This is a genomic window from Methylobacterium sp. HJ2, from assembly GCF_056431005.1.
Map to the genome: position 1 here is coordinate 344,295 of NZ_JBWJYM010000006.1, position 21,503 is coordinate 365,797.

Below are 21,503 nucleotides of genomic sequence, written 5' to 3' on the forward strand. Positions count from 1 at the left end.
CCGCGCCGGAGACAAGGCGCGACCGCGCAGGGCGCCCCCCGCGCGAACGCGCTCCGCGCCCGTGCACGGCCGCCGTCCGCTCCGTAGAACGAAAAGAGTACGCAGGCAATCCCGGCGCAAACGGGCCGCGTCCTGGCGGCCTCCGCCAACATAGAGGTGTAGTCGCTCGACACCTTGCCCCGGCCGGGCCTCAGTTGCCGAAAGAATAAGCGATCAGTCTTGGGGCAACCGTTCCTTTACGCGTTTCAGGAGAAAGCTTGGCCATTACCATACGTTAGTCACGGGTTACGCGATGATCGCCGGCTTTCTGGGAACCCTGCGGGGCCGTATCGTCGCCGCTGCCTTGGCCCCCTGTCTCGCCTTCGGCGCCGTCACGGCGATCGCCGTGTCCGACCGCGCGGCCGAGCGGGCGGAGATGGCCCGCGCCGAGGGGATCGCCGATCTCGCCACGCGGATCAGCGCCTTCGTCCACGAGGCCCAGCGCGAGCGCGGTGCCTCCAGCCTGTTCCTCGGCTCGAAAGGCCTTCAGTTCGGCCCCGAACTCACCGCCCAGCGCGGCCGGACCGACACCGCGGCCCAGGGGCTCGGCGAGGCTCTCACCTCCGGCGCGGTGGGGGCGTACGGGCCGGGCTTCGTCCGGAGAGGCCAAGTCATGGCCCAGGGCCTCGGCCGGATCGCCGCGCAGCGCCACGGCATCGACGCCCTCGCCTTCGCCCCGCCCCAGGCGGCGGCCTTCTATACCGGGCTGATCGGCGAGGGCCTCGGCATCGTGCGCGAGATGTCCGGCGCGGTCGGTCACGCCGGCATCGCCGCGCAGGCCTCCACCTACGCGGCCTTCCTGACCATGAAGGAGGCGGCGGGCCAGGAGCGGGCCGCCGTCTCGGCGGCCTTCGCCTCCGGCAATGTCGATCTCGCCGGCCTGACGCGGCTGGCCGCGCTCGGTGCCGATCAGGCCAGCGCCGCGGCGCTGTTCCGGCTCGGGGCGAGCCCGGAGCAGGCCGCTCTCCTCGACGCCACGGAAGCCGCCGAGCCCGCGCGCGAGGTCGACCGCCTGCGCAAGCTCGCCCTCGGCACCGCGCCGGGCGCGGCCCTGGCCTTCCGCGACGCGCCCCTGTGGTTCCGCCTCGCCACACAGCGCATCGACGGCCTGAAGACGGTCGAGGACCGGCTCAGCGCCGATCTCACGGCCTCCGCGCACGCTGTGCACGATCGGGCCGACCGGGCGCTGGCCGCCTGGACGATTGCGGGGCTTGCCACGATGCTGCTCTCGGGCGGCCTCGCCTTCGCCCTCGGCAGCGCCATCGCCCGCCCGCTGACCCGGCTCTCGCAGGTGCTCGGCGCGATCGGGCGGGGCGAGGAGGTCAGGATCCCGCAGGGCGGTCCCCGCGAGGTGCGGGCGATCTCCGCCGCCGCCGAGGCGTTCCGCGACAGCGTGGCCGAGCGCCGCGCCCAGCGGGCCGCGCAGGAGCGCATGAGCGCCGAGGGGGCCGCGGCGCAGCGCCGGGCCGTGCTCGGCCTCGCCGACAGCTTCGAGGCCCAGGTCGGTGGGATCGTCGCGGCGGTCACGGCCGCGGCGACGCAGCTCCAGGCCTCCGCCACCGGCATGGCGCAGGCCGCCGAGAGCACGAACCGGCTCAGCCGTCAGGTCGCCGCCGCCTCGCAGGAAGCGGCGCTCTCCGCCGACACGGTCGCGGCCGCGACCGAGGAACTCTCCGCCTCGGTGAGCGAGATCGGCACGCAGGTCTCGGCCTCCGCCGACCTCTCGGCCGAGGCCGAGCGGGACGCCGCCGGAACCGCCGCGGAGGTGCAGCGGCTGGCCGTCGCCGCGGGCAGCATCGGCCAGATCGTCGGGCTGATCTCGCAGATCGCCAACCAGACGAACCTGCTGGCGCTCAACGCCACGATCGAGGCGGCGCGGGCCGGGGAGGCCGGTCGCGGCTTCGCGGTGGTCGCCGCCGAGGTGAAGGATCTCGCGAGCCAGACCGCCCGGGCCACGGACGAGATCTCCGCGAAGGTCACCGAGATCACCGCCTCGACGGACGCCTCCGTGGCGGCGATCACCGGCATCACCGGGGTGATCCGGCGGCTGTCGCGGATCGGCGGCGACATCGCGGCCTCGGTCGAGGAGCAGAGCGCGGCCACCGCCGAGATCGCCCGCACCACCGCGCAGAGCTCGGCCGGAAGCCGGGCCGTGTCGAGCCATATCGCGGGCGTGAGCGAGACCGCGGCGACCGCCAGCGCCGGATCGGCCCAGGTCCTGGCGGCGGCAGCCGATCTGACGCGCCAGGCCGAGGGCCTGAACGGTGCCGTCGGCCGCTTCCTGGCGACGGTGCGGGCGGCCTGAGGTCCGTTTGCCCGGCCGGGGCACCGCGCGGGGCGCCTCAATCGGCGGCCTGAAGCCCCGCGAGGGGCGCCGCGACCCGGCAGACGAGCCCCTCCGGCAGGTAGTCGAGACGGACGGTGCCGCCGACCGCGCCCGCGAGGCCGCGCTCGATCAGGCGCGAGCCGAAGCCCTTCCGGCCCGGCGGCGCCACCACCGGCCCGTTCATCTCGGTCCAGACGAGATGGACCATCGTCTCGGGGCCGGCCGGGACCGTCCACCACGCCACCGCGACCCGGCCGGCCGGCACGGAGAGGGCGCCGTACTTGGCCGCGTTGGTGGCGAGTTCGTGCATCATCAGCGAGAGCGAGAGGGCGGCCTTCGGGCCCAGGGCGATCCCCGGTCCCTCCAGGGTGAAGCGCCCGGGCTGGCGGTCGTCGTGCAGCACCAGGGCGCCCCCGATCACCGCCTCGATCCCGGCGCTCTCGGCATCGCCCGTGAGCAGGATGTCGTGGGCCTTGCCGAGCGCCACGAGCCGGGCGGCCAGGGACTCCTTGGCGACATCGAGGTCGGCCGGGTTGCGCAGGGTCTGCGAGACGATCGCCTGGACCATCGCCAGGGTGTTCTTGAGGCGGTGGCTGAGCTCGCGGTTGCGCAGGGTCTGCTGGTCCTCGGCCTGCATCCGGCCGAGCTCGCCCCAGATCCGCTCGGCCACCTCGCGCACGAAGGCGATCTCGCCGGGCGTCCAGGTCCGGGGGGCGCTCTCGTGCACCGAGAGCAGGGCGGCGAGGCGCCCGCGCGCGGCGAGCGGGACCGCGATCAGCGCGCGCACGCCGCGCGCGGCGTAGGCTGGCGCGTCGGCGGCGAAGCGGGGCTCGGCGGCGATGTCGGCCACCGCGAGCGGCAGGCCGGCCCGCAAGCCGTCGAGGAGAGCCGGGAGGAGGCGGCCCTCGCTCCACGCGGGTCGGTCGGCCGCGTCCGGACGCTCCCAGAACGCCTGCAGGGCGGTGCGTCCGACGAAGTCGAGGCCCAGGAAGTCGACGCGCAGCGCCCCCAGCGTCCGCCCGACGACCGCGAGGGCGACCGAGAGCATCGCCTCGCGGCCGGCCGCGTCGCGCAGCGCGTCGCCGATCTCGACGAGCGCCTGGCTGCGCGCCTCGGCGAGCCGCTCCTGCGTGATGTCCTCGATCATCGCGGTGATCTGGATGGCGTCGCCCACCACCTGCGAGACGAGGTTGACCCGGGCCCAGATGATCCGGCCGTCGGCCCGGCGGTAGCGCTTCTCCAGGGTCTCCTGCAGGATCTCCCCGGTGGCGAGGCGGCTGTGCAGCAGGTCGCGGGCGGGTGCGTCCTCGTCGGGCGTCCAGCGCGCCACCGAGTGGCCCACGATCGCCTCGGGGGGCGCGCCCCAGATCGCGCAGAGCTTGGCGTTGACCCGGAGCGCCTTGAGGCTGCGCGGATCGAGCACGACGATCCCCACGTTGGCGCCCTCGAACACGGCCCGGAACTGCGCCTCGGCCCGATTGCGCTCGGTCACGTCGAGCAGCGCCCCGATCAGCCGCTGCGGGCGGCCATCCGGCCCCCGCACGATCGAGCCGCGCTCGTAGACCTCGGCGTAGCCGCCCTCCGCCCGCGCGAAGCGGTAATCGAGGCTCCACTCGCCGGCATCGCCCTGGATCGCCGCGCGCAGATCCCGCGCGACCCGGTCGCGGTCGGACGGGTGCAGGTGCTCCAGCCACCAGGATCCGTGCGCAGCCTCCTCGGGCGCCCAGCCGTAGGCCGTGCCGAGGGCCTCGTTCCACTCCACCGTGTCGGCGACGAGGTCCCAGTCGCGGATGGCGTCGCGGGTCGCCCGGGTGACCAGGCGGTAGCGGTCGTGCGCCGCCTCGATGGCGCGCGCGGCCTCGCGGCGGAGCGTCACGTCGCGCAAGGTCCCGACGATCCGGCTCGCGCGCCCGCCCGCGATCACGAGCCGGCCCCGGGCGGCGAGCCAGCGCAGGCTCCCGTCGGGCAGGACGACGCGGTACTCGACGTCGAGGATGCCCGGGCCCTGGGGCTCGCGCACGGCCCGGACGGCGGCGTCCACCGGCCCGCGATCGTCGGGATGCAGGCGGGGCAGGAAGGTCGCGTCGTAATCCACCGCCTCGTCCGGGCCCACGCCGAACAGCGCCCGGGTCCGCCCGTCCCATTCGAGCCGTCCGCGCAGGAGGTCGTAGTCCCAGATCCCGATATCGCCGCCGTCGATTGCCAGCCGCATCAGGAGGGCGCTCTCGCCGAGGCGCACGAGCCGGGAATCGAGGATGTCCTGTCGCGGCCGGGCCGGGTCCTCGGCGAGCCCGGCCCGGCGGGTCTCGAGCAGGACCATCACCTGCCGGGCGAGCGCGCGCAGGCCCTCCGCCTGCCCCTCGGTCAGGCCGGCGGGCCGGGGCGCCACGTCGAGCACGCAGAGCGTGCCGAGGCAGACGCCCTCCGCGTTGCGCAGCGGCGCGCCGGCGTAGAAGCGCAGGTCCGGCGGCCCGAGCACCGAGGGGTTGGCGCGGGTGCGCGGATCGGCCGCGAGATCCGGGATCACCAGGAGGTCGGGGACGGCCAGCGCGTGCACGCAGATCGACCGGTCGAGCCCGGTCTGGCGCACGGCGAAGCCCCGGCGGGCCTTGAACCATTGCCGGTCGGCCACCGGGAAGCTGATCAGCGCCATCGGGGCCGCGCACAGCTCGGCCGCCAGGAGGACGGCATCGTCGAAGCCCGCCTCGGGCGGCGTGTCGAGGATGGCGTAGCGCTCGAGGGCGTCGAGGCGGACGGCATCGCGGGCGAGGTCGTCGGGGATGTCCGTCATCGATCCGGGCGGGCGGCTCGTTCCAAACCTCGCGGAAGGCCGCAGGATGCCTGCGGCGTCCCGGAAGGTACGGCCGGACCGGGCGGGCGATGGAACATCGTCCGGTCCCGCCGGGTCAAGGGGAGGAGGGGATTCTGTTCAGGGACGTACGGAGGAGGCGTCCGAACCGATCCCGGCCAGAAGGACCGGGCCGGATGCGCCCGCGCGCGATCCGCCGAGCACGGTCTCGTAGTGCCGGTGCACCACGGCGTGGCACTCGCAGGCCGCGGCCTCGACCTCGGATCGGCTCAGCACGGTGATGCGCCCGCGCGCCACCCGGATCAGGCCCTGCTGCTGCAGGATGCTGAGGACCCGGGTGAGATAGGTGCGCTGCACCCCGAGCATCGCCGCGAGGAGTTCGTGCGTCACCGGCAGCACGTCGCTGCCGACCCGGTCCTGCAGGGTCAGGAGCCAGCGCAGGCAGCGCTGCTCGATCGGGTGCAGGGCATTGCACGCCACCGATTGCAGCACCTGGGCGAGCAGGCAGTCCGAGTAGCGGGTGAACAGATCGCGCAAGCTCGGCGAGCGCCGCTTGGCTTCCTGCAGGCGCTGCGCTTCGATCCGCAGGATCGGGCCGCCGATCTGTACCACCGCCTGGGTGGAGGCGGGCACCCGCCCGTTGCTGACGATGCCGCCGACCGCGCCCTCGCGCCCGATCGTGGCGGTCTCGGCGCTGCGCCCGTCGCTCATGCAGACGAGGAGCGTCACCACCGCGTGCTCGCAGGGGAATCCGATCGCCTGCACCTCGGCGCCGGCCTCGAACAGGGTCTCGCCCCGCCGATACGTGGCGGCTTCGAGATAGGGCACCACGAGGGCGCGATCCGCCTCGCCGAGCGATTTGAGGAGATGGTTGCTCTCGAAGAGCGGGGCGGGCGCGACCGGCATGGAAGGCACTGACGGGGAAGGGTCGGACCTCCTACAGCAACGCCGTCGGTACGGTCTGTCCGTTAGTAGACAGTCAAGCGCCGAAACCAGAATTTTTCCAGTCCTGGCCGCCGCGCGCGCGTTTCAAAGACTGACCTCTCGACCGCTGGAGACCGTCCGGCGGATCCGAGGAATCTCCGCAGGGTCGCGGCCACCGCCGCGACCGGCATGCCGCCCCTCACTTGCCGGTGCACAGGCCCTGCTCGGCCAAGCGCCGGTGCTCGCGCGGATCGCAATCGGTGGAGAGGAACGAGGCCCACTCGGAGGGCGTGCCGTAGAAGGCGTTGCGGTCGACATCGCCCGCGACGCCCGGCACCCGGCCCGTGGAGGTGAATTGCCACAGCATCCATTGCCGATTGGCGAAGCGCTGCTCGGGCTCGGCCGCCGTGGAGCGCAGCCAGTGCGGATAGTCGGGCAGCTCGCCCTCCAGGACGTCCTTGTGGAAGGTGATGTCCGTGTAGATGATCGGGCGCTTGCCGGTGTAGCGCTCCATTTCCTCGAGCATGTACTTGGTCATCGCCAGGGCCTGCGCCTTGGGCAGCTTCTTGGGACAGGTCTGCGAATGGCCGTTCCACTCGACGTCGAGCACCGGGGGCAGGGCGGTCGGGTCGTTCGGAACGTTGCGCTTGAACCAGTCCACCTGCTCCTTGGCCGAGCGGCACCAGAACACGAAGTGGTAGGCGCCGCGCGGCACGCCCGCCCGACCGGCCGCGTCCCAGTTCTCGCGGAAGCGCTCGTCGACGTGATCGCCACCCTCCGTCGCCTTGATGAAGGCGAATTGCGTGCCCGCGCCGCGCACGGAGGCCCAGTCGACCCGGCCCTGCCACTTGGAGATGTCGATCCCCTGGATCGGGTGGAGCTTGGCCTTGGCCACGCCCGGATGGGGCTTGGTGTCGCCCTTGGTCGGGTAGAAGTCGTTGTTGGAGGCGCAGGCGGCGAGCCCGGCCATCAGACCGGCCGAGATCAGCCGGCGCGCGAAGACCTCGAGACCGCCGCGCGCGGCGAGGGACGACGGAGTCGGGGGAACCCGTTTCCTCAGCGACATCGATACCTGCTACCCGCATCATGCGCCAAACACAGGCGTATTCGATGCCCCTCGCGCGGTTAACAGACCTTTGCGATCAATGCGGCGGAATTCCGGAACCCGTTGCAGGCCAGCCACATAGCGGCCGCACGCGCGCTGGCGCCCCGGCGGCGCCCCGGATAAGTTGTCGCCGCGACACGATTTTTCTGGACCGAGCCCGGGAGCGGCCGTGGGTAAGACCTTGTTCACCATAGGCTACGAAGGCCTCGACCCGGAGCGGCTCACCGTCGCCCTGACGGATGCGGGGGTGGGTCTGCTCGCCGACGTGCGGGCGGTGGCGAACTCGCGCAAGCGCGGCTTCTCGAAGGGCGCGCTGAAGGCGGGCGTCGAGGCGGCGGGCCTCGCCTACGCGCATCTGCGGGATCTCGGCACGCCCAAGGAGGGCCGGGCGGCGGCGCGCGCGCACGATGCCGGCCTGATGCGCCGGATCTACTGCGAAGCGGTGCTCGACACCGCCGATGGCGGCCTCGCCCTCGACGCGCTCGCCGGGATGGCGGCCGCCGCCCCAACCTGCCTGCTCTGCTTCGAGCGCGACCCGGAGCGCTGCCATCGCCGCGTGCTCGCCGAGCGGCTCGCGGCGCGGGGTTTCGAGACGGTCGATCTCTACGGCTGAGACCGCATCCGGTCGGTCCCTTCGGACAGCCGGCCGGCGGAGGGACCGGACGGGCGGCCCGCGCGAACCGGCCGCGCCTCAGGCGCCGGGTTCGAAGCCGAGGCGGTAGCGCGCGCGCGGTTCGGCCGGGCGCCGCAGGGACACCATCCCTGCGCGCGCCGTGAGGCCGGCCCACGCGGCGGCCCCCCGCGCCAGACAGGCGCTGCCCAGGGCCGTGAGCGCGGCGCGCAGGCGGTCGATCCGCGCCGGCGGGCGGATGGCGACCGCGCGGCGCAGACCCTCGCCGTCGGTCTCGGGCGCGGCCACCGGCACGTAGAGCGCCTCGAAGAACGACAGGTCGAACAGCACGGAGCCGGCCGCATCGGTCACCACGAGGGCGGCATCGAGCAGGCGCTGCTCGCCGCCGTGCTCGGCCACGAGACGCCGGACGATCACGCGCGCCAGATCGCGCGCCTCGGATTCGTCCGCGACAAGCTGCCCGGTGCGCTCGGGCAGGTAGGCGTCGTCGAGCCGGATGTTGAAGAACACGCGGACCATGATCAGGCGCTCCCTGTTCAGGCCGGCGGGACGGAACACCGCACCCGCCCTGGAGGGTGGATGCGTCAGGCCGCCTTCATCTCGGAAGGCGCGGCCTGCAGGTCGGAGGTGGGCTGCGGCGGGACGGAAGAGGCCTCGGCCGGCTGCTCCGCCGCGGGCCGCGGGTGGAAGGCGTCCGCGAGCAGGTTGAGGCGGCGGGCCATGTCCCGCACCTCGTTCAGGGCGATCGATTTCTGGCCTTCCTTGACCGCCCGGGTGATGTCGCTGATCTGCGTCGTCGCGATGCGCTTCAGTTCGCCGGCAAGCTGGTCCTTGGTCATCATCCGATCGGGTCCGAGGGTGCGTCAGGCCCTCACCCTCGCGCGGTCACCGTTACCAGAGGGTTTAGCGGCCCGACGGGCGAGTCCCGATCCCGGACGCCGCAACCAGATGTTGCGGCGTATCGCCGAAAGCACGCTTCATCTTGTATGAGGCCACGCCCGGGCATCGGCTTCGCCGACCGTGCGGGGCCGGCGGAGCCGTGCGCTTCGTCAGGCGCCGCCGCGTCCGCGGCCGGCGGCGAGATGGCCTCCGAGGCGGTCGAGGAGGTCCTCCAGGGAGGCCCGCACCTCGGCCGGTCCCTCGCGGAGGACGACGGCGTGGGCCTCGAGGCAGATCTCCGCGAGCTGGTGGAGCTGACGGTGGATCTCGTCGGGCGGGATCCGCGTGGAATCCGCGGCCCCGGCCTCTTCGGAAGGTCTGGCCTTCACCATGATCGCCTCCTCCTCAGCTCGCCAGCCGGCGCGGGGCGGCCGGACGCGGCACGAGGACGGAGCCGGCATCGCCCCGGGTCGCGCGCAGCCGTGCCAGGGTGCGCTCGTCGAAGGCGGCGCAGACCGCCACCGTGTCCTCGCCGGAGATCGACCGGGGCAGCCCGAGGGGCGTCACCCGGAAATGCAGCTGGACGAGGCGCAGGAGCCAGAGCGGGTTCATCTCGATGACGATGGCCTCGAGCCCGGATTCGAGGCCCCACTCGACGATGCCGGTCAGGAGGGCGCTGCCCACCGGGCTGAGGATGCGGCCGCGGTCGCGGTGCGAGCGGTCGACGGCGTAGCGGGTCCATTCCCAGACGCGGGCGCTGCGCGGCGGCTCGACCTCGCACAGTTCCGGCAGCACGGCGGTGAGCAGGTAGGGCCGCGTGGTCGGCAGCATGCGCTGGTAGCCGACCACGCGCTCGTCCTGCATCGCCAGCATGTGGACGGCATGGTCGTCGTCGAAGGCGTCGATCTCGCGGCCGTCGGGCCGGGCGAGGTCGGTCCAGCCCTTCTCGCCGACGAAGACCTGGTGCCGCAGGCGATAGGCTTGTTCGAGGGCGTCCTGGTAGGCGGGCGCGTTCTCGGCCGTGACGATATGGATCATGGCGATCTCCGGAGGATGATCGCCACTATCTGCAACCTCAGATCACGCTCACAGTCCGCGATCGCGTACCATCCGGCCGAATTCCGGCGGCTTCGCCGCGGAATCGCGGAGCGGGACCGCCCGGGGTCCGGCGCGTGAAGCGGCTGGGATCAGGTGATCAGGCCGCGCCGGATCGCCTCGGCGACCGCCTGGGTCCGGGTCGCCGCGCCGAGCTTGCGGTGGATCGAGCGCAGATGCTTCTCGGCCCCGTGCTCGGAGATCGACATGAGCTCGCCGATCTCCCACTCGCTCTTGCCGGCCGCAGCCCATTGCAGCGCCTCCCGCTCCCGCGGCGTCAGGCGCACGAGCTCGCGCGGCGGCCCTTCCGCGAGCACGAGGGAGCGCCCGAAGGCGTAGGACGCCAAGAGGTGGAGCATGCCGCGTAATTCGGGCGACAGGTCGAGTCGCTCGGCGCCGAAGCTGAACCCGGCGACCCGGCCGTCCAGGGTGACCAGGGGAACGGTGAAGCCCTGGCGCAGGCGGAAGCTGCCCGCCTCGTCCATGACCCGCCGCGCGGCCGCGTCCGCCCGGTATTGCGGCTCGATCTCCGACCACAGGAAGGGCACCGTACCGCTGGTGACGCGGCGGATGGTCGGATCGCGATCGAGGAAGCCGGCCCGGAAGTAGTGCTCGGTCCAGCCGGGGGGCGTGCTGTCGATCAGCACGTGGGCGGCCTGGTCGCGCGGCCGGGTGCCCGGCATCGGGATCACGCCCGCGAAGGTGCTCTCGACGCCCGCGCCCGCCACCGTGCGCAGCAGGTGCGCGTTCAGGGCCTCGACGGTCGCCGCCCGGTCGAACGCGCGGATGAGGTCGTAGGTGAGATCGACGATCCTGGGCAGCATGCCGGCGCTCACGAAACGGGGACGGCGGACGGGCGAGCATGTATTCTATACCCTCGCCACCCTAGATTACGCTATAGCCAAGCCTGCGGTGTGGCGGCTGACCAGGGAGCGCGGGGGTGCAGCGGGGCGCGGACGAGGATCTGGATCTGGCGCGGCCGCCCGAAAACACCGCGCTTCTGCTGAGCCGGATCGCCGAGATCCTGCGGGTGGAGCCGTCCTACTTCTTCGAACCCCGGCCGGAGCGGGTGTGCGACGGCACGGAATCCCTCGAGCGCGATGCGGCCCTGGACGACCTTCTCACCCTGTTCCGCCGCATCGCCGATCCCGATCTGCGGCGCTCGGCGGTGCGCCTGATCCGCATCCTGAAGGACGAGGACGCCCCCGGCTCCTGAGACCGGCCGGACACGGCCCGCGCGCCCGACGGAGACACGCGGGAAACATGCGCCTGCCAGACTCCCCGGCACGCGCACCCGGCCCGGGGCAGCGGGAGCGCAGCCGCGAGGCCGGTCCGACCCGGCCGACAAGCCGCCCGCGACCCATATCCGCAGCGACCTCGAGCCGCTTGTGCAGGATTCGCACGGTGCCTATACTTGTGGGATAAAATCCCACAACAATCGCACAGGCTGCGCGGACAGATGGCGCGTTACTTCATCGACCTGCACGACGGGGCGAACTTCGTCCGCGACGCCGTCGGCTTCGAACTCGCCGACGAGGAGGCGGTGCGGGCCAAGCTCGTGCGCATCATGACGAAGGTCGCCGAGGGCTTCGCGCCCGGACTGGACCGTCAGGATTATCTCGCGGTGGTCCGGGACGACGCGCGCCGGGTGATCCTGCGCGCCCATCTCTCCCTCGATGTCGAGCGCGTGGACACGACCTGACACGGCGCGTGAAGCTGCCGGACCGGCTGTCCGTCGCGATGGCGACCCGGGTCGGAGCCGGTACGCCGTCCTACCAGCAGACGCGCGGCAGGCGCCGCTTCCAGCGCTCCCCGAGGGGCAGGACGGCCGCCTCGCCGCGCCGCGAGCGACGGGCGGGCCGGCGCTCCTCGTCCTGGACCGAGGCGGCGGGCTGCGCTGCGTGCGCGCTGATCTCGACAGGGCTCGGCGCGGGCTCGGCGGCCACCGACTTGCGTGCCGGTACGGTGACCGCGCCGGTGGCCGTACCGGCCTGGGGCTTGGCTTTCGGCTCGGCCGGCTTCACGCGGCGGACGCGCGGGAGGCGCGGTTCGGGCGCCGCCTCGACGGCCGATTCGGCGACAGGCTCGGGAAGCGGCGCCAGCAGGCTCGGCAGCACGCGCCGGGGCTCGGGACGCGGATCGGGCCGGGGGGCGAAGGGATCCTGCGCGGCGGGCAGCCGGATCTCGGCGGCCTCGACCGCGGCGGGGCGCGTCAGCAGCGCGGCACGGACCGGGAGGAACGCGGGCGCCTGACGGCCTCGGGACTTCGACTCGACGGTGAACGACCGCCGCACGCGATTGCGTGACATGATGCGGATAGATCTCTCAAACTGGGAAAGACGCGTGGCGCGGTCCGCCTCAGATGGGGCGTTACCGGCAGCGTGTCGAGGATGTCTTACAAATTCGCGAATATCGGCACAAGAGGGCTCTCCGAGCGCTTTCAAAGGGCTCTAAGCCGAGAAGATCTGCCTGGATCAGTTCCGCCGCCGGGCGCCCGAGGGCGGCGACAGCGCTCGGGGTGCGCCATCCAGGACCAGACCGGGTGTTTGCCAGCGACCGAGCGGTGTTCGCCTCTCAGTCGGCGTGCGAGGTCTCCGGCAATACCCGCTTCGACTTGACGCCCCGGTTCTGGATCGAGCTCGGATCGACGGACGTGGCGGGGCCCGACATCGCCCGGACGGTCGATTGACCCCGGTACGCCCTGGGCGCGGGCACGGCGCGCGATAAGTCCGAGGCGGCGACACCCCTGATGCTCGAGGCTCGGATGACCACGCGACGCTCGTTCTGGCACTTTCTCGCGGGCCTGCCCGCCCTCGGCCTCCTCGGCACGCGGGCCGCACAGGCCCAGGAGGGGCCCGCAGCCGTGACCGGCGAGTCCCCGACGGGACCGCCCGGAACCACGATGCTGACCGTCTTCCTCAAGCACGACGAGACCAAGACCGTCGATCAGATCAATCAGCACCTGAAGGAGACGGGCTGGTTCAAGAGCTTCCCGCCGGCGGGCGTCGAGGTGGTGAGCTGGTACGTGATGATGGGCGTCGGCCAAGTGGTGACGCTGCGCTTCCCGCCCGAGCGCCTGCGCGAGATCAACCTGCTGATCGAGGGCAAGGCCTGGGGCGGCTACAGCAGCAGCTTCTACCCGACCTACGATTATCGCAATCTGTACGAGCAGCTGCGCAAGAAGATGGGCTGAGCGGGTGCCGCCCGGCGCGCTTCAGTGCTGGATGGCTGCCCCGAGCGGAGGCAGCGTCACGGCCTCGGCGAAGGGGAATTCGAGCACGACCTCGCCAGCGTCATCGGTGACGACGAGGCAGGCCGTCATCAGGCGCACCTGATTCTGCCGGTCCCGGGCCATGAGGGACCGCGCGGTCTCGCGCGCGGTCTCCCAGGCTTGATCCGGATCGGCCAGTTCGAGGCCGTCCGGATCGGTCACGCGGTCCCCGCCGATCTCGGTATGGAAGTAATAGCGGGGCATCCGGATCTCACTGACCCTGGGCCTGCCCCTGCTGGGCACCGGGGGCCTTCTTGTTCGCCTGATGGTGGCCGACGGCGCAACCGGCCGCCGCTCCGGCCTTGCCGTGGCCCGCCATGTGGCCGGCGATCCCGCCGACGACGGCGCCCTTCAGGCAGCCCTTGGCCTCGGCCGCGGTGCCGCCGAGCGCCAGGACCAGGCCGAGGGCGGCGATGCGAAGCGTGCGATGGGTCATCGTTTCTGTCTCCCGTGTTCGGGAGAGTAACCGGGACGAGAGGAGGAGCGTTCCGCCGCCGCCCTCCCGGACGGTCAGCGCCGGCGACCGAGCAGGGTGCCCAATCGCGCCGCGAGCGGGTTCCGGGGGCGCCCCCCGGCCAGCGGCGCCCGCCCGATCTCCAGGGCGGTGATGCGGAAGCCGAGCAGGCGGATATCGGCGCTTCGACCGGTGGAGACCGGACTGAACAGGACGCTCGAGCGGAAATAGACCTCGGTCCGGCCCTCCGCGTCGAGGTCGACCTCATCCACCGCGATGGCGATGGATCGGGTCCGGTCGCCGCCGGTGAAACGGTGCGTCTCCCGGTGGCCGCCCGGACGGACGACCTCCAGCTCGAGCGAGCGCCCGTGCGGGTTGAACACCTCGACGCGGGCCCGCAGATGGGCAGGCCCCTGCAGCGTCAGGCGAAGCACCGCGATCCGCTCGCAGCTCCAGGTCCCGCCAGGCTCGAAGGCGTGCCAGCCGCGCGCGAGGAGCGGACGCAGGGCGCGGTCCGACAGGGTCTCGACGGCGGCCGGGCTCGCGTCCGCCGATCCGGGCCCGGGCGGCTCCCGAGCCGGGCCGACGACCCCCTCGAGGAAGGGGATGACCGCCGCGAGGGTGGCGGGCCAGAGCAGGCCCGCGAGCGCCTCCGCCTGCTCGGGGGTGTGATCGAGCCGCGGCTCAGGCCCGGCCGCCAGCAGGGCCTTCACGGCGGCCTGGAACGCGGCCGGATCGTCGCACAGGGTCACGCCGGGAAAGTCGGCGAAGGCCTCGTAGCCGCGCAACGCCGCGCGCGTCGCCACGACGGGACGCCGGCTGTAGAGGGCCTCGGCGGTCGCCGCATTGCTTCCCGTCCCCTCGGTGACCGGAAGGATCAGGCCGCACCCGCGCGCGATGAGGCCCGCGAGGGCCTCGTCGTCCGGCTCGCCCGCGTCGAGGAGCCGAGACAGGTTGAAGCCGCGATGGACGCGGAAGGCGCCCGGCTCCGCGAGCCGCCGCATCACCCGGCCGACGACGCGGATGCGCTCGTCGGGCGCGAGGTAGCTGAGATTGGGCCCCAGCATGGCGGCGAAGCCCGCGGCGTCCTGGGGCAGGCCCGAGCCGACGAAGAGCACGCTCGCGCTGCTTGCGGCCGGACCGTCGGCCTCGAAGGTGCCGCGCCGGCCCTTCGGCCAGACCCCGTCGACGGCGAGCACGGCGGGCTTGCCGTAGCCGCCGACGGCGGCGAGGTCGCCCGGACTGGTGACCACGATGCCGTCGCAGGCCCGGTAGAGTTCGTCCTCCAGCGCGCGGATCCGCTCGCATTCCGCGGCGGTCCGCGCTCCGCGCCGTGCTTCGGATGCGGCGAGGTCGGCCTCGATATCCGCCGCCCCGTAGACGAGCCGCGCCCGGCTGCCCGGCCGGGCCGCGCGATAGGCCTTGACCAGGGGCCAGAGCCAGGGCCGCTCCAGCCAGATCACGTCCGGGTCGTAGGCGTCGATCAGCCGGCAGGCCGCATCGAACCGGCCGGCATCGGCCACCAGGAGATCGGCCCCATCGATCTCGACCCTGCGCCCGCTCAGCCTGAGCCGGCGCACAGCCTCCGCGTCGAGGGGAAACAGCCCCTCGCCCGGCTCGGCCTTGCCCGGATCGGACTTGCCCGGCTCCCGCTCGGCCGCGTCGGGGCCGTAGACCGCGAGATGCCGGGCGGTCCATCCGTGCAGGCCCAGCACGCGGTGGAGTGCGTCGATCCGGATCCCGCCGCCCTGGCTCGGCCGGTCGATCCGCTCGGTGGAGACCGTCAGAATCCGCATCCCGATCCTCGCCGCGGGCCCGGCCCGCATCGTCCTGTCGGCTGCCATCGCTCAGCCGGGGAGGGCGGAGAACAGAGCCGCGCTCAGCCCGCGCATGCTCTCCGTCCACGACACCGGCACGAAGCCCTCGCGGATCTGGGCTTCCCGGGCGGCGAGCGCCTGCGCGTCGCCGAGATAGTGGCGGATGCGGTCGCGCCAGGCCGGATAGTCGAGGGGGGCGATGAGATCGGCGAGGTCGCCGCCGACCTCCGGCATGGAGGCGCTGTCGGAGCTGAGGCAGACCTTCCCCCGCGCGAGGCTCTCGGCGACCGGCAGGCCCCAGCCCTCGTAGAGCGAGGGATAGAGGGTGAAGCGCGCGTTGCGGTAGAGCCAGTCGAGCGCGTCGTCGGAGACCTCGCTGAGGATCCGCACGCGGTCCGGGTAGAGCGCCTCGCTGCCACGGATGAATTGCATCAGGTCGCCGCTGTTCCAGCCGACATAGCCGACGAAGACCAGCGGCACGAGGGTGTCGGGATCGGTCGCGTTCAGCTCACGCCAGATGTCGAACAGCATCCGGTGGTTCTTCCGCGGCTCGATCGTGCTCACGTAGAGCACGAAGTCGCCCGCCTCGAGGCCGAGCAGGCTGCCCGCCTCGCCGGCCCGGGTCGTCGGGATGTCCGATCCGAGCGTCACCCGGGCCATGGCGGGGGCCGCGAGGCCCAGCTGCTCGTAGTAGCGCGCGAGGTCCCGACGCGTCGATTCCGAGATGCAGAGGATCAGGTCCGCGGTCCAGGCGGTGTCGACGATGAATTGCGGGAAGCGCTGCTCCATGCCGCCGACGCAGTATTCCGGCATCACGATCGGGACGATGTCGTAGACCATCTGCACCACGAACATCCCGCGGCGCTTCTTTTCCGCGTAGAGCCGGGTCATGTAGCCGATGTCCCATTGCAGACCGACGCTGATCACGACGTCGTCGGGCCGGAAGCGCAGCAGGATGTCGGTGTCGAGGTCGTCGGCTCCAGGGCCCGCGGCCGGCCGCCCGCCGAACATCGCCGCGACCGTTGCGCGGGGAACCAGCCAGAACGCGTCCGCCTCGATCTCGTAGCGGAAGAACGCGGCCTCGGGATGATGCACCAGGAAGTACTGCGCCAGCTCCCGCTCGGTCCGGACGATCCCGACCGGGTTGCGGCCGCGCCAGCGCAGGCTGGTCGAGACGTCGATCAGGATCCGTCGCCCGGCTCCCGCCTCTCCCGCCATCCGCGCCCACTCCCGAAACGGCACCGCCTCGCCCCGGCCGGTGCCGACGGGGCGGCCGGGTCTCTAGCAGCCGCGCGCGGAGGCCGCAAAGCGGGGCCGGCGCCGCGCTCAGATGCGGGTGCCGTCGTCCCTCGGCGGCTTGCCGCAGCGGAAGCGCTCGACGCGCCAGCGATCGTGGGTGTTCTGCCACGCCGCCATCTGCAGCTGTGCCACCGAGAGGCATTGCTGCGGCGTCTGCACCTCATCGGAGAAATGGTGCACCCGCAGCACGCAATGGGTCGGGGTCGAGACGAGGCAGGTCAGGAAGTAGAGACCGTAGAGCACGCGTCATCCTCCGTGGCGTCGAGGGGCGCATCCTCCGGGGATCGTTGTCTGGTTTCCCGACTGGCAAGCTCCGTGCCGATCGAGGCCGGCGGGCCGGCGACGGGCCCAGTGTGGCCGGCTTGCCTCGTGTCGGCCGCTCACGCCTCCGCGCGGGCGAGCCGGGCGAGGCCCTCGGGAGTCGGCATGGCGGGCCGCCAGCCGAGCGCGGCGAGGCCGTCGGCCCGCGCGACGAGGCCGCCCGACAGCCGGGCATAGGCCTCTCCGCGTCCCATCGCGCGGCAAGCGAGGCCGAGCAGCGCGGGGGGCACCGGCAGCAGCCCCGCGCGCCGGCCGAGCCCGTCGCGGAGCGCCGCCACCATCTCGGGCAGGGTGAGGGGGTCGGGATCGGCCGCGATCAGGGCCCGGCCGAGGGGCTCGTGCGCGCCGAGCACCGCGTCGACGGCCGCGGCGAGGCTCTCCGTCGAGATCAGCGAGCGGCGAGCGGCCAGCGCGCCGAGCGGCAGCGGGTAGGGTGAGCGGGCGAGCCCGAGCAGGGCCGCCATGTTGCCCTTCACCCCCGCGCCGTAGACGAGGACGGGGCGGAGCGCGACCCAATCGAGCCCGGTCTCGGCGAGCGCCCGCTCGGCCGCGAGCTTCGACCGGCCGTAGGCGTCCGTCGGCGCCGACGCGTCCGCGTCCGTGAGGATGCCGGGTGCGGCGGCGCCGGACTGGGCCCGGATCGAGGACAGGAAGACGAAGCGGCGGACCTTGGCGCGGGCGGCGGCCTCGGCGAGGCGGCGCGTCGCCTCGGTGTTGAGGGTGCGGTAATCGTCCTCCGGCGTCCCCGACATGGCGTGGGCGAGGCCGGCCGAGTGCACCACCGCGTCGATGTCGGAGAGCGCCGCGGCCATGTTCATCGGCCGGGTCAGGTCGCCGACGACGGCGCTCGAGGCGCCCTCCGGCACCGCCACGGGACGGCGCAGCAGCACCCGCACCCGATAGCCCCGCGCGGTCAGGCTCTGCAGGAGATGCCGGCCGATGAAGCCGGTCGCGCCGGTGAGCGCCACGTGTCCGGTCACGGTCGGGCTGTCTCCTGAAGGGGGGCCGGGCCGCGGCCGAAACGGGCGAGCACCCGGGCCACCAGGGCCCCGCCGAGGGCGAGCGCGCCCACGGTGACCGGCCAGCCGGGCCAAAGCAAGGTCGCGGCGGCGAGGCCGGCCAGGGCGAGGTTGAGCACGAAGACGCGGCCCACCACGCCCCCGACGCTGAGGCCGTTCGCCGTGGCGCGCTGGTAGAAATGGCTGCGATGCGCCTCCCACACCCGCTCGCCCCGGGCGAGGCGGCGGATCAGGGTGAGGCTGGCATCGGCGAGATAGGTGAGCGGCAGCAGGATCGCGGCGGCGAGGCCGCCCTCCAGGGCGAGGCGGTAGAGGAGCCAGGCCAGGATCAGCCCGATCGGCAGGGAGCCGACGTCGCCGAGGAAGAGGCGTGCCACCGGCCGGTTGAACGGGGCGAATCCGAGCATGCTCCCCAGGAGCGCCGCCGCGACGAGGGTCGGCAGCGGCGCGAGCAGGCCGAGGCCGCCGAGCGCCAGCAGGGCTCCCGTCACCGGCACAACCTCGGCGACGCTCATCCAGTCGAGCCCGTCCATGAAGTTCACGAGGTTGACGAACCAGATCCCCGCCAGCACCGCGAGCCCGCGCTCGAGCGGCAGGGGGAGGTCGGGCAGGAGCCGGCCGCGCACCGTCGTCACGAGCAGCGCCACCGCGGTGCCCTGGACCACGAGGCGCAGGAGGGCGGGCAGCGGGCGGATGTCGTCGACCGCGCCGAGCACGCCGAGGACCAGCGCCGTCCCGGCGAGGGTCAGCCACTCGCCGGAATCGCCGAGATCGGACGTGCGCAGCAGCCCCGCCGCCGCGATCGCCGCCACGATCACCGCGATGCCACCGCCCTGCGGGGTCGGCACGCTGTGGCTGGAGCGGGCGTTCGGCCGCGCCAGGGCGTAGCGGACGAGAAGCGGGCGCAGCCGCACGATCAGGCCGGCCGAGAGCGCGGCGGCGAGCGGCAAGGCGATGAGGGGCGCGAGCATGGGGCGCCGATAGCGCGGATCGGCCGGCGTGGCGAGGCCGTCCCTGCCCGGCCGCGATGGCCTTTCGCCGCCCGCGCCGCTAAACCCCGGCGGATGTCCGAAACCGGCCTGATCGCCCATCCCGACGGCTGCGCCCGCTGCTGGTGGGCGGGGCTCGACCCGACCTACGTGGCCTACCACGACACCGAGTGGGGCGTGCCCGAGCATGACGGGCGTGCGCTCTACGAGAAGCTGATCCTCGACGGGTTCCAGGCCGGATTGTCCTGGATCACCATCCTGCGCCGCCGCGAGGGGTTCCGGGCGGCTTTCGCGGGCTTCGAGCCGGAGGCGGTCGCGCGCTTCACCGAGGCCGACGTCGAGCGGCTGATGCAGGACGCGCGCATCATCCGCAACCGCGCCAAGATCCGGGCGGCGATCGCCGGGGCGCGGGCCTGGCTCGCCATCGAGGCGCGCGGGCCCGGCTTCTCCCGCTTCCTGTGGGACTTCGTCGATGGGTCGCCGGTCCAGGGCAGGGCGCGGAGCCGGGCGGAGATCCTGGCGGAGACGCCGCTCTCGCGCCGGGTCGGCCAGGCGCTCAAGGCCGAGGGCTTCTCGTTCTGCGGCCCGACCATCGTGCACGCCTTCATGCAGGCGACGGGCCTCGTCAACGACCACCTCGTCGGCTGCCACCGGCATGCGGCCTGCGCGGCGCTCGGCGGCCCCCGAAGCGGGCCGTCCGCATGAGCGCGCGCCTGCCCCGCGCGTGGCAGCGCATGCTGTCGGGCCGCCGCCTCGACCTGCTCGACCCCTCGCCCCTCGACATCGAGATCGCCGATATCGCGCACGGGCTCGCCCGCGTCGCCCGCTGGAACGGGCAGACGGCGGGGGACCATGTCTTCTCGGTGGCCCAGCACAGCCTTCTGGTGGAGGCGATCGGCCGGCACCTGCGGCCCGATCTCGGCCCGGCGGAAGCCCTGGAATTCCTGCTCCACGACGCGCCCGAATACGTCATCGGCGACATCATCTCGCCCCTCAAGGCCGCGATCGGCGACGATTACCGCAGCGTCGAGCGCCGCCTGCTCGCCGCGATCCGGCGCCGCTTCGGGCTGGCCCCGCCCGACCCGGCGGTCGCGCGCCTCGTCAAGCGGGCCGACCGCGTCGCCGCCCATCTCGAGGCCGTGCACCTCGCGGGCTTCTCCGACGCGGAGGCCGACCGCTATTTCGGCCGGGCCGTCGATCTGCCCGCCTCCGCCCTGTCGCTCGCCGAGCCCTGGCCCACCGCGACGGCGCAGGCGCGCTATCTCGAGCGCTTCGCGGCCCTCGCGGCCGAGCTGAGCTGAGGGCGATCATGGCCACGCTTCACGTCTGCTCCCTGGCGCGCCTCGCCGAGACCGTCGCGGCCACGGGGGCCGGCCACGTGCTCACCCTGGCGACGGCCGGCACGACGGTGGCGCGGCCCGCCGCGATCCAACCGGAGAACCACGCGGTGATCGGTGTCAGCGACATCGCCGAGCCGCTGGAGGGCCACGTCCTGCCGGCCGAGGCGCACGTGGCGCGGATCCTCGAAACCGTCCGGTCCTGGCCGCGGGAGCGCCCCCTGGTGATCCACTGCTACGCGGGCGTCAGCCGCTCCACGGCCGCGGCCTACATCGCCGCCTGCGCCCTCGATCCGGCCCGCGACGAGGCCGACCTCGCGGCCGCGCTGCGGGCCGCCTCGCCCACGGCGACGCCGAACCGCCGGCTCGTCGCGGTCGCCGACGCGATGCTCCGGCGCGAGGGCCGGATGATCGCGGCCATCGCCGGGATCGGCCGCGGCGCGGAGTGCTTCGAGGGCGCCCCCTTCCGCTTTCCCCTCGCGTGAGGCCGCGCCGGGCGGGTGTGGCCGACGCGTGCCAGGGGCCGCGAAAACGGTCCGCGCCCGGCCCATGACAACCGGCACCGGGTTGTCGCCGACCGGACCTCCGCCTTAGAACCGGATCAAAGGATGCGACCAGGGATGAATGCAGCCCGCCCCGACCCGAACCCGACTGCCCCGGACCTGCCCTTCGAGAAGGCGCTGGAGCAGCTCGAGGAGATCGTGCGCCGCCTGGAACGCGGCGACGTGCCGCTCGACGAGTCGGTCGCGATCTACGAGCGCGGCGAGGTGCTGAAGCGGCATTGCGAGCAGTTGCTCAAGCGGGCCGAGGCCCGCATCCAGCGGATCACGCTGGGTCCTGACGGGCGCGCCGAAGGCGTCGCTCCGCTGGATGTCGAGTAGCGCGGCTCGCACCGCCCTGGCCGAAACGTAAGGTGATGCCGTGGCCGAGACAGAGAGCGTGACGTCGATCCTATCGGGTCTTGAGGAGCCTGCGGCGCTGCGGCGTCTGCCTGAGAGCCAGCTTCCGGCGGTGGCGGAGGCGGTGCGGGCGGAGATGATCGAGGCGGTGGCCGTCACGGGCGGCCATCTCGGCTCGGGCCTGGGCGTGGTCGAGCTGACGGTGGCGCTCCACCACGTCTTCGACACCCCCGACGACCGCATCATCTGGGACGTCGGCCACCAGGCCTACCCGCACAAGATCCTCACC

At 73.1% G+C, this 21,503-nt stretch carries 27 protein-coding genes; 11 read left to right on the forward strand and 16 right to left on the reverse strand.

From position 1 onward, the window contains the following. The first annotated feature begins 292 nt into the window (after positions 1-292). A complete protein-coding gene (locus ACS5RC_RS17060) occupies positions 293-2,344 on the forward strand; it encodes a methyl-accepting chemotaxis protein (protein WP_478345072.1) in 2,052 nt (683 codons plus the stop codon). A gap of 37 nt (positions 2,345-2,381) precedes the next feature. On the opposite strand, the gene ACS5RC_RS17065 is transcribed toward ACS5RC_RS17060, so the two are convergent. The 3 genes from ACS5RC_RS17065 to ACS5RC_RS17075 all read right to left on the reverse strand — a co-directional run bounded on the left by ACS5RC_RS17065 (position 2,382) and on the right by ACS5RC_RS17075 (position 7,068). Then, positions 2,382-5,156: a PAS domain-containing protein gene (locus ACS5RC_RS17065; RefSeq protein ID WP_478345073.1), complete on the reverse strand. Its 2,775-nt coding sequence runs from the start codon at positions 5,154-5,156 to the stop codon at positions 2,382-2,384. Between the two features lie 138 nt (positions 5,157-5,294). Then, entirely contained in the window at positions 5,295-6,080 is a 786-nt protein-coding gene (locus ACS5RC_RS17070) for a Crp/Fnr family transcriptional regulator (protein ID WP_478345074.1), read from the reverse strand. A gap of 217 nt (positions 6,081-6,297) precedes the next feature. Beyond that, positions 6,298-7,068, reverse strand: coding sequence for a glycoside hydrolase family 25 protein (locus tag ACS5RC_RS17075; protein WP_478345117.1), 771 nt, complete (start codon positions 7,066-7,068; stop codon positions 6,298-6,300). 304 nt (positions 7,069-7,372) lie between these two features. Between ACS5RC_RS17075 and ACS5RC_RS17080 the strand changes: the two genes are divergently transcribed. Continuing rightward, a complete protein-coding gene (locus ACS5RC_RS17080; RefSeq protein WP_478345075.1) occupies positions 7,373-7,816 on the forward strand; it encodes a DUF488 domain-containing protein in 444 nt (147 codons plus the stop codon). Positions 7,817-7,894: 78 nt separating this feature from the next. Here the strand turns inward: ACS5RC_RS17080 and ACS5RC_RS17085 are convergent, their stop codons facing one another. The 5 genes from ACS5RC_RS17085 to ACS5RC_RS17105 all read right to left on the reverse strand — a co-directional run bounded on the left by ACS5RC_RS17085 (position 7,895) and on the right by ACS5RC_RS17105 (position 10,632). Further along, positions 7,895-8,353, reverse strand: coding sequence for a DUF6894 family protein (locus ACS5RC_RS17085; RefSeq protein ID WP_478345076.1), 459 nt, complete (start codon positions 8,351-8,353; stop codon positions 7,895-7,897). A 65-nt stretch (positions 8,354-8,418) separates the two neighbouring features. Further along, positions 8,419-8,676, reverse strand: coding sequence for a hypothetical protein (locus ACS5RC_RS17090; protein ID WP_478345077.1), 258 nt, complete (start codon positions 8,674-8,676; stop codon positions 8,419-8,421). A 207-nt stretch (positions 8,677-8,883) separates the two neighbouring features. Then, entirely contained in the window at positions 8,884-9,105 is a 222-nt protein-coding gene (locus tag ACS5RC_RS17095) for a hypothetical protein (RefSeq protein WP_478345078.1), read from the reverse strand. Positions 9,106-9,118: 13 nt separating this feature from the next. Beyond that, positions 9,119-9,751, reverse strand: a complete 633-nt coding sequence (locus ACS5RC_RS17100) for an acyl-homoserine-lactone synthase (protein WP_478345079.1) — start codon at positions 9,749-9,751, stop codon at positions 9,119-9,121. A gap of 149 nt (positions 9,752-9,900) precedes the next feature. Continuing rightward, positions 9,901-10,632 carry an autoinducer binding domain-containing protein gene (locus tag ACS5RC_RS17105; protein WP_478345080.1) on the reverse strand — a complete coding sequence of 244 codons (732 nt, stop codon included), beginning with the start codon at positions 10,630-10,632 and terminating at the stop codon, positions 9,901-9,903. 116 nt (positions 10,633-10,748) lie between these two features. Here ACS5RC_RS17105 and ACS5RC_RS17110 point away from each other — a divergent pair, with 116 nt between their 5' ends. Next, on the forward strand, positions 10,749-11,024 hold the full coding sequence (locus tag ACS5RC_RS17110; protein WP_478345081.1) for a hypothetical protein: 276 nt from the start codon (positions 10,749-10,751) through the stop codon (positions 11,022-11,024). Positions 11,025-11,267: 243 nt separating this feature from the next. Next, positions 11,268-11,510, forward strand: coding sequence for a DUF6894 family protein (locus ACS5RC_RS17115; RefSeq protein WP_478345082.1), 243 nt, complete (start codon positions 11,268-11,270; stop codon positions 11,508-11,510). A gap of 70 nt (positions 11,511-11,580) precedes the next feature. On the opposite strand, the gene ACS5RC_RS17120 is transcribed toward ACS5RC_RS17115, so the two are convergent. Then, entirely contained in the window at positions 11,581-12,117 is a 537-nt protein-coding gene (locus ACS5RC_RS17120; RefSeq protein WP_478345083.1) for a hypothetical protein, read from the reverse strand. A gap of 254 nt (positions 12,118-12,371) precedes the next feature. Here ACS5RC_RS17120 and ACS5RC_RS17125 point away from each other — a divergent pair, with 254 nt between their 5' ends. Beyond that, positions 12,372-12,497 (forward strand): hypothetical protein, encoded by a 126-nt coding sequence (locus tag ACS5RC_RS17125; protein WP_478345084.1) that lies wholly within the window; start codon positions 12,372-12,374, stop codon positions 12,495-12,497. 75 nt (positions 12,498-12,572) lie between these two features. Continuing rightward, positions 12,573-13,001, forward strand: a complete 429-nt coding sequence (locus ACS5RC_RS17130; RefSeq protein WP_478345085.1) for a hypothetical protein — start codon at positions 12,573-12,575, stop codon at positions 12,999-13,001. A gap of 21 nt (positions 13,002-13,022) precedes the next feature. Here ACS5RC_RS17130 and ACS5RC_RS17135 read toward each other — a convergent pair whose 3' ends face one another. The 7 genes from ACS5RC_RS17135 to ACS5RC_RS17165 all read right to left on the reverse strand — a co-directional run bounded on the left by ACS5RC_RS17135 (position 13,023) and on the right by ACS5RC_RS17165 (position 18,960). Then, positions 13,023-13,283, reverse strand: a complete 261-nt coding sequence (locus ACS5RC_RS17135; RefSeq protein ID WP_478345086.1) for a DUF6894 family protein — start codon at positions 13,281-13,283, stop codon at positions 13,023-13,025. Between the two features lie 7 nt (positions 13,284-13,290). After that, complete coding sequence (locus ACS5RC_RS17140; RefSeq protein ID WP_478345087.1) at positions 13,291-13,515, reverse strand: hypothetical protein; 225 nt, start codon at positions 13,513-13,515, stop codon at positions 13,291-13,293. Positions 13,516-13,589: 74 nt separating this feature from the next. Then, positions 13,590-15,329 (reverse strand): glycosyltransferase family protein, encoded by a 1,740-nt coding sequence (locus ACS5RC_RS17145; protein WP_478345088.1) that lies wholly within the window; start codon positions 15,327-15,329, stop codon positions 13,590-13,592. A 51-nt stretch (positions 15,330-15,380) separates the two neighbouring features. Continuing rightward, positions 15,381-16,568: a glycosyltransferase family 4 protein gene (locus tag ACS5RC_RS17150; RefSeq protein WP_478345089.1), complete on the reverse strand. Its 1,188-nt coding sequence runs from the start codon at positions 16,566-16,568 to the stop codon at positions 15,381-15,383. Positions 16,569-16,676: 108 nt separating this feature from the next. After that, positions 16,677-16,892, reverse strand: a complete 216-nt coding sequence (locus tag ACS5RC_RS17155; protein WP_478345090.1) for a hypothetical protein — start codon at positions 16,890-16,892, stop codon at positions 16,677-16,679. Positions 16,893-17,029: 137 nt separating this feature from the next. Next, the gene (locus tag ACS5RC_RS17160) at positions 17,030-17,950 is read right to left on the reverse strand and encodes an NAD-dependent epimerase/dehydratase family protein (protein WP_478345091.1); all 921 of its coding nucleotides are present in this window, start codon (positions 17,948-17,950) and stop codon (positions 17,030-17,032) included. Further along, positions 17,947-18,960, reverse strand: a complete 1,014-nt coding sequence (locus ACS5RC_RS17165; protein ID WP_478345092.1) for an MraY family glycosyltransferase — start codon at positions 18,958-18,960, stop codon at positions 17,947-17,949. The genes ACS5RC_RS17160 and ACS5RC_RS17165 overlap by 4 nt, the downstream gene beginning before the upstream one ends. A gap of 93 nt (positions 18,961-19,053) precedes the next feature. Here ACS5RC_RS17165 and ACS5RC_RS17170 point away from each other — a divergent pair, with 93 nt between their 5' ends. The 5 genes from ACS5RC_RS17170 to ACS5RC_RS17190 form a co-directional block, all read left to right on the forward strand. Then, positions 19,054-19,683 carry a DNA-3-methyladenine glycosylase I gene (locus ACS5RC_RS17170; RefSeq protein ID WP_478345093.1) on the forward strand — a complete coding sequence of 210 codons (630 nt, stop codon included), beginning with the start codon at positions 19,054-19,056 and terminating at the stop codon, positions 19,681-19,683. Continuing rightward, positions 19,680-20,279, forward strand: a complete 600-nt coding sequence (locus tag ACS5RC_RS17175; RefSeq protein WP_478345094.1) for an HD domain-containing protein — start codon at positions 19,680-19,682, stop codon at positions 20,277-20,279. Before ACS5RC_RS17170 ends, ACS5RC_RS17175 begins: the two co-directional genes overlap by 4 nt. A gap of 8 nt (positions 20,280-20,287) precedes the next feature. Continuing rightward, complete coding sequence (locus tag ACS5RC_RS17180) at positions 20,288-20,800, forward strand: tyrosine phosphatase family protein (protein ID WP_478345095.1); 513 nt, start codon at positions 20,288-20,290, stop codon at positions 20,798-20,800. 135 nt (positions 20,801-20,935) lie between these two features. Beyond that, positions 20,936-21,196: an exodeoxyribonuclease VII small subunit gene (locus ACS5RC_RS17185; RefSeq protein WP_478345096.1), complete on the forward strand. Its 261-nt coding sequence runs from the start codon at positions 20,936-20,938 to the stop codon at positions 21,194-21,196. A gap of 40 nt (positions 21,197-21,236) precedes the next feature. Next, the coding region (locus ACS5RC_RS17190) for a 1-deoxy-D-xylulose-5-phosphate synthase N-terminal domain-containing protein (RefSeq protein ID WP_478345097.1) at positions 21,237-21,503 on the forward strand (267 nt) is incomplete at its 3' end.